The organism is Arthrobacter sp. YAF34 (genome assembly GCF_052113245.1).
Taxonomy (GTDB): Bacteria; Actinomycetota; Actinomycetes; order Actinomycetales; family Micrococcaceae; genus Arthrobacter.
On record NZ_JBFRCV010000019.1, the window covers coordinates 37,920 to 43,998 of the forward strand.

General features: G+C 65.2%; 8 protein-coding genes. 5 read left to right on the forward strand and 3 right to left on the reverse strand.

Annotated features, from left to right (window positions below; genetic code table 11):
- Window positions 1-37: 37 nt before the first annotated feature.
- Complete coding sequence (locus AB4Y72_RS18565; protein ID WP_441427610.1) at window positions 38-517, forward strand: MarR family winged helix-turn-helix transcriptional regulator; 480 nt, start codon at window positions 38-40, stop codon at window positions 515-517.
- 62 nt (window positions 518-579) lie between these two features.
- Window positions 580-1,341 (forward strand): SGNH/GDSL hydrolase family protein, encoded by a 762-nt coding sequence (locus tag AB4Y72_RS18570; RefSeq protein WP_441427611.1) that lies wholly within the window; start codon window positions 580-582, stop codon window positions 1,339-1,341.
- 24 nt (window positions 1,342-1,365) lie between these two features.
- Here the strand turns inward: AB4Y72_RS18570 and AB4Y72_RS18575 are convergent, their stop codons facing one another.
- The 3 genes from AB4Y72_RS18575 to AB4Y72_RS18585 are packed head-to-tail and all read right to left on the reverse strand — an operon-like array spanning window position 1,366 to window position 4,155.
- Window positions 1,366-2,112, reverse strand: coding sequence for an FAD:protein FMN transferase (locus AB4Y72_RS18575; RefSeq protein WP_441427616.1), 747 nt, complete (start codon window positions 2,110-2,112; stop codon window positions 1,366-1,368).
- 40 nt (window positions 2,113-2,152) lie between these two features.
- Entirely contained in the window at window positions 2,153-2,716 is a 564-nt protein-coding gene (locus AB4Y72_RS18580) for an FMN-binding protein (protein ID WP_441427612.1), read from the reverse strand.
- Window positions 2,713-4,155 carry a ferredoxin reductase family protein gene (locus AB4Y72_RS18585; RefSeq protein ID WP_441427613.1) on the reverse strand — a complete coding sequence of 481 codons (1,443 nt, stop codon included), beginning with the start codon at window positions 4,153-4,155 and terminating at the stop codon, window positions 2,713-2,715. The genes AB4Y72_RS18580 and AB4Y72_RS18585 overlap by 4 nt, the downstream gene beginning before the upstream one ends.
- 505 nt (window positions 4,156-4,660) lie before the next feature.
- On the opposite strand from AB4Y72_RS18585, the gene rpmB reads away from it, so the two are divergent.
- The 3 genes from rpmB to rpsN are packed head-to-tail and all read left to right on the forward strand — an operon-like array spanning window position 4,661 to window position 5,374.
- The gene (gene rpmB, locus AB4Y72_RS18590; protein WP_011693744.1) at window positions 4,661-4,897 is read left to right on the forward strand and encodes a 50S ribosomal protein L28; all 237 of its coding nucleotides are present in this window, start codon (window positions 4,661-4,663) and stop codon (window positions 4,895-4,897) included.
- Window positions 4,897-5,064 carry a 50S ribosomal protein L33 gene (gene rpmG, locus AB4Y72_RS18595; protein WP_003798558.1) on the forward strand — a complete coding sequence of 56 codons (168 nt, stop codon included), beginning with the start codon at window positions 4,897-4,899 and terminating at the stop codon, window positions 5,062-5,064. Before rpmB ends, rpmG begins: the two co-directional genes overlap by 1 nt.
- A gap of 4 nt (window positions 5,065-5,068) precedes the next feature.
- Entirely contained in the window at window positions 5,069-5,374 is a 306-nt protein-coding gene (gene rpsN / locus AB4Y72_RS18600; protein ID WP_043485315.1) for a 30S ribosomal protein S14, read from the forward strand.
- Window positions 5,375-6,079 lie beyond the last annotated feature (705 nt).

Genomic DNA, 6,079 nt, shown 5'->3' on the forward strand with positions numbered 1-6,079 from the left:
TTGAATCGTCAATCTTCGAGTCTCCTAGAATGTAGCCATGACCGAACCGCGCTGGCTGAACGCCGACGAACGCCGGGCCTGGCTCGCCCAGCTGAGCATCAACACTCTGCTGCCGGCCGCCCTGGATACCCAGCTCCACGCCGCGGGCAAGCTCTCCCTGTTCGACTACAACGTTCTGGCGATGCTTTCCGAGGCCGAGGGGCGTTTCTTGCCGATGAGTGAGCTCGCGGCGCGCACCAGCGCTTCCCTGTCCAGGCTCTCCCATGTGGTCACCAAGTTGCAGAACCGCGGCTGGCTTGAGCGCCGGCCTCATCCCGGCGACGCCCGTGTCACCACGGCGCACCTGACCGACGCCGGCATGGCGACGATCGTGAAGCTCGCCCCAGGCCATGTCGAGGCCGTCCGGTCGCTATTCCTCGACGCCCTGAGCCCCAAGGATGTCGCGGACCTGGCCCGGATCGGCGAGAAGATCGTCGGCCGCCTCGCCGACGACCACTGGATCCTGCGCGACAGCTGAGCGCCCACCGCCGGTTCCTTCGCGTCTTTGTTGCTCGCGGCAACTGCTGGCAGACTGGATTCATGGATTTCACGTCCCGCTATGTAGCCCTTGGAGACTCCTTCACAGAAGGCGTCGGCGACGACGACCCCAGCCGTCCCAACGGCGTCCGGGGCTGGGCGGACCGGGTGGCCGAGCAGCTCGGCGCCGCCGATCCGGGCCTCGGGTACGCGAACCTCGCCATCCGCGGCAGGAAGCTCCGCCAGATCATGGCAGAACAAGTCGATGCCGCCGTCGCGCTCAAGCCCACCCTTGTGAGCATCTACGCGGGTGCCAATGACATCCTGCGGCCCAAGATCGACATCGATGACCTGCTCGCGGAATACGACGCCGGCATCCGGAAGCTCACGGCTACCGGGGCAACCGTCGTGATGTTCACGGGCTTCGACGCGCGCGGCTCCAAGATTTTCGGCACCATGCGCGGCCGCACCGCTATCTACAACGAACTGGTGCGCGGAATCGCCGGTGACCACGGTGCCCTGCTGGTCGATTACTGGCGCTTCAGCGAGTACTACGACTGGGGCATGTGGGCCACGGACCGGATGCACATGTCCGCAGCCGGCCACGCGAACATGGCCAAGCGCGTCCTCACGGTCTTGGCGCACGAACACTCGATTGACGTCCCGCCCATGACCCCGGTGCCGGAGTTGAGCCGTGGAGACGCCATCCGGGCCAACGCTCGGTGGGTCCGCGAATTCGCCGCCCCGTGGGTTGTCCGGCGCGTCACCGGCAAATCGTCCGGAGATGGCCTGACACCGAAGTACGGCCAGCTCACGCACCTCTAGGCCGCTAGGGCGGAGGACGGCAGCTTAGGCGCGGAATCCCGGCGTCGCGAGCAGTTCCCCGTCGCGGCGCACGGCGAGCACATCGATTTCCCAGCCGTCCGTCGCCCGGCGCAGCATTGCGGGCCCGCCGGCGACGATCGCCGTCGCGAGCACGTCTGCGGTGACAATGTCCGCCGCGGCGACGGAGACCTGGCTAAACTCGGCGCCGGCTGCGCCCGCTGTCCAAATATGGTCACCCCGCTCTGCCGAACCCGACGTCGCCAGGGCCCGCCGGGTGCCGCGGCCGCCGAGTTCGTATACGGAAAGCAGCGCCGCCCGGTCGTGCGGGTCGACAATCCCGGCCGCCCACGCGGCCCCGCTGCCCGGAACGGGCGAGCCCATCACCAAGACGTCGCCCCCGGCATTCAGGCACCAGTCGGTGATGCCACGGGCACACAGCGCCTCACCGGCGTGCCTGATCGCATAGCCCTTGATGAGCCCGGAAAGGTCCAGCACGCCGTCGGGCCGTTCCGGGGTGAACGCGCCCTCCGTCATGAGCCGCCAGCTGAGCGCATCCGCGTAGCGGTCGCGCATCCCGGCGGATGCTTCCCGCAGCGAATACTCCCCGCGCGCCAGCCGGCTGGCCTCGGAATCAGCGCGGTACAGGCTGAAGGTTTCATCAAACACGGTAAACACCCGTTCGACGGCGGCAGTTGCGGCGTCGAGCCCGGCCCCGCCGGCCGTTCCTGGGTCTGACCCGGCAGGAACGGTCAGGCTGATGACGGTGCCCATGGAGCTAAACGTCCGGGCCGTCAGGGCCGAACCGCCCGCCTCAGAGGTGGGCTGCATCGAGGGCCGCCTGCAGAGAGGTCAGGTATGCGTCGGAAGTCACCGTGGCGCCGCCGATGGTCTGCACGTTCGCGGATTGTGCCTGAAGCACCTCGTCGCGCAGAAGCGGGGCCGCCTCGTTGCTGATCTGCACGGACCTGCGTTCGGCGTCGGTCAACTGCAGCGCCGTGACATCAGTGATTTTTCCGGCCTGAACCGTGATCTGCACCTGGACGGAGCCGTACCGCGTCTGGACGACGGCGCCGGCGTAGGTCCCGCCCGCCTTGGCCGAGGCCCCCGTGGAGCCTGCCGCGCTCGACGCGCCTGATGAGCCCGCGGAACCTGTTGATCCGGACGTTCCCGTGGACCCGGAGGAACCAGCAGAGCCGGACGCTGAGCTCGAGCCCGCGGAGCCTGCGGAGCCCGTGGAGCCCGTAGAGCCGGTAGTGTCGGCTGCCGTGCTCGCGACGGTGCTGCCGGTATTGGCGACGTGGACGCCCGACTGCCAGCCTGCAATGAGGATGCCGGCGGAGGCCAGGGCTGCTGAAACTGCTGCGCGAGTTCTCACCAGTCGAACCTTTCGTAATGGAGTTGGTCTTCCCGGACGCCGGCGGAGCGGGCATCCTCGAGCACGTTTTGCGCCCAGCCGGACGGGCCGCAGACGTAGACGTCCGCTTCGGCGACGTTCGGGATGTAGCTGGCCAGACGGTGGCCGGCGCGCTCGGAGTTCTCCGGCTGCCAGGTCCGGACTCCGGCCGGGCGGGAGCCAGTCAGGTGGAATAGTGTGGCGCCGCGCCGACGGCAGAGTTCAAAGATTTCCGCGCCCAGGTAGAGCTCGGATTCGCTGTGTCCGCGGAGAATGACCGTGGCGTTGCCGGGCTGGAACGGCGTGCTCTCCAGGAGGGCGCGGATCGGCGTAATGCCGATCCCGGCACCCACCATGACCACGCGGCTGCGGCTCCGCGCGGATGTGCTGAACAGCCCGTACGGACCCTCCACAGCCACTTTGGTGCCCGGCTTGAGCGAAGCCAGCTGTGCCGAACCCCGGCCGAGGTTGCGGACGGTGATCCTCAGCGTGCCCTGGCCGGATGCGTCGAACTGGACGGGCTCTGCGGACAGGCTGAACGGATGCGGATGCCACCACAGGCCGGGGGCCAGGAACCGCCAGATGAAGAACCGGCCGCCGCTGCCTGCCAGTTGATCCAGGTGAAGGCCGGTCATCTCAATGCTGACAACTCCGGGGGCCTCCCGCACCACCCGCTTAACGGTCAGCTGGTGCCTGAAGGTTGCCACCAGGGGTTGGACCACGCGGTAGTAGAGCAAGGCGGCGCCTGTAGCGATGCACAGCGCCAACCAGTACCAGCGCTGCCATGTGCCCTCGGCGAAGAGCCCGCCCACGCTGAACTGGTGGGGGAGGGACGTCAGGACCGCAGCGTAGGTGAGCAGGTGGACGGCGTACCAGAATTCGTAAGGGAACCGACGTCGGACAGCCACCAGGGAGGTGACCACGACGGCGATTAAGAGGAGCGTGGATATATAGGCCAGCCACATGTCCGGCACGAGGACCCACAGCGCAACCGACTCGCTGACAGGGTCCAGCCCCTCGGCCATGCCGTAACCGATCGCAATGAGGATTCCGTGCGCCAGCAGGAGGTACAGGGCAGGTTTGCCCAGCTTGCGGTGGAACTCAAGCGCCCGGTCGTGACCGACGGTTTGGTCGATGATGGGAATGCGTGCCGCCAGGAGCAGCATGAGAAGCACCAGGTCCATGCCGGCCAGGCCGGCCACAATTCCCAGTGCGGTGAAGGATCCGGCGGGAGTCCGGAAGCCGGCCGCTCCGCCGTCGGCCAGCCACAAAGCGACGGCGCCCGCCAGGGACGCCCAGAAGAGGACCGTCAGCAGATCCGCTCGCAGCAACCGCCGCCGATGCTGCCCCTTAAAGGGGTTCGCGGCGCCACGGGAGCTGCGGCGAACCCCGGGACGGGTCGTCAGAAGTTGTGTGTTCATGTATCCAGAATCGCGCGCCCGCCTTTCATTTCGCTGTGAAAATGCTTCGTCCGGCATATGACTTACATGGGCCAGGCCCCTTGCCGCGGCCCGGTTCGCGCGCACCGCCCCATACACCATGCAACGTCGGATTGGTCTTTAATTCATCGAACTCGTAGACTTGGTAGGCGCTAGGTGGCGCGGAGCGTGTGCAATTGCTCCGGTTGGCAGGACCCGTGGAGAGAAACCGGGGTCATGGCGGCCGGTAGTTAGGGGCTCAAGTTGCGCGCATTCCTGTATTCGCCCAGCATCCCGGCACATCGCAATGGCTGTCCCACAGACCGCCAAAGCCCGGTGCCCGTGGCCCACAATCTTCGCCGCAATGAGGAAACAGCCGGTTTGTGCCGTCTGCCAAGAATCCTGCGGAACTGTCGGTTGGGGGCGGGAGCCGGATGCGGACGCCGCCAAGCGCACGGCCAGCGGGAACTCCGCTAGCCGTTTCATTGAACTTTTGAGGAGAGTCGTCATGGCAGCACACTGCCAGGTGACCGGAGCCGAGCCGGGCTTTGGACACAGCATTTCGCACTCGCACCGTCGCAACAAGCGCCGGTTCGACCCGAACATCCAGAAGAAGCGCTACTGGGTTCCGTCCCTGCGCCGTAATGTCACGCTGCAGGTTTCTGCGCGTGGCATCAAGACCATCGACGTACGCGGCATTGACGTAGTCGTCGCCGCCATCCTGGCACGAGGAGTAAAGCTCTAATGGCAAAGGATAAGGACGTACGTCCGATCATCAAGCTGAAGTCGACCGCGGGCACGGGCTACACCTACGTGACGCGCAAGAACCGTCGTAACGACCCGGACCGCCTGGTCCTGAAGAAGTACGACCCCAAAATCCGCCAGCACGTCGAATTCCGAGAGGAGCGCTAAACACATGGCTAAGAAGTCAATGATCGCTAAGAACGAACAGCGTAAAGTCATCGTCGAGCGTTATGCTGCAAAGCGCCTCGAACTTAAGAAGGCTCTGGTTGACCCCAACTCAACCGACGAAGCACGCGAAGCTGCACGCCTCGGCCTGCAGAAGCTGCCGCGCAACGCCTCGCCGGTTCGCCTGCGTAACCGCGACATCATCGACGGCCGCCCCCGCGGCACGTTCCAGAAGTTCGGTATCTCCCGTGTTCGCTTCCGCGACATGGCTCACCGCGGTGAGCTCCCGGGCATCACGAAGTCTTCCTGGTAATTCAGCACCCCTGAACCCAGTGGCTTGAAGGAGGGCCGGCAACCAATTGGTTGCCGGCCCTTCTTGCGTTTAAGGCCGGCCGCCACGCCTCCCCTGGAACCCCCTCCCGCGGTGACGCACCACACAACGTTGATTTACGACGCCGGGAGCCGGGTTGGGCGCTTCAGGGGTGGTTTCGGCCCGTGGCGGCGGGGTTTTGGGATGGCGCCGGGGCGGGTTTGCGGTGGGGGCGTGGTGGGTGTATTGTTTTCTAAGTCGCCGCGAGGGAGACCAGCGGAAAGCTGGGAACCGGAGGCGGCCAATCCCCTAAATTTCGAGACCGGATCTGGTCGGCGTTTTGTGCGCTCCGGGTTCGGGTGGGGCGGGTTGGATGGTTTGCGGGTCGCGGAAACGCTGATTTGCTAAGCGGTCCGGACTCGGGTAAGTTTGAAAAGTTGCTCCGGAGCGATCCGCGACTGTTTGTTGGTTGTGGTGGTGCCGGGTGTGTCTGTTGTTTGAGAACTCAATAGTGTGCCAAGTTTGTTGATACCAATTTATTGTATTGAATTGGTTGATYGTGCCGGGCCCGCCACCCCGTGGTGTGGTCTGGTGTTTTTAGCTGGTTTCAAATTTTGTGCATTGTGTGCATCCCGTTTTCCCGGGGGCGCATGGTGTGTCTGTTTTACTTCAACGGAGAGTTTGATCCTGGCTCAGGATGAACGCTGG

Excerpts from the sequence above, each read along its gene's own strand:
- AB4Y72_RS18565 (WP_441427610.1), top strand. The coding sequence starts at position 38 with ATGACCGAACCGCGCTGGCTGAACGCCGACGAACGCCGGGCCTGGCTC.
- AB4Y72_RS18570 (WP_441427611.1), top strand. The coding sequence starts at position 580 with ATGGATTTCACGTCCCGCTATGTAGCCCTTGGAGACTCCTTCACAGAA.
- AB4Y72_RS18575 (WP_441427616.1), bottom strand. The coding sequence starts at position 2,112 with ATGGGCACCGTCATCAGCCTGACCGTTCCTGCCGGGTCAGACCCAGGA.
- AB4Y72_RS18585 (WP_441427613.1), bottom strand. The coding sequence starts at position 4,155 with ATGAACACACAACTTCTGACGACCCGTCCCGGGGTTCGCCGCAGCTCC.
- rpmB (WP_011693744.1), top strand. The coding sequence starts at position 4,661 with ATGGCAGCACACTGCCAGGTGACCGGAGCCGAGCCGGGCTTTGGACAC.
- rpmG (WP_003798558.1), top strand. The coding sequence starts at position 4,897 with ATGGCAAAGGATAAGGACGTACGTCCGATCATCAAGCTGAAGTCGACC.
- rpsN (WP_043485315.1), top strand. The coding sequence starts at position 5,069 with ATGGCTAAGAAGTCAATGATCGCTAAGAACGAACAGCGTAAAGTCATC.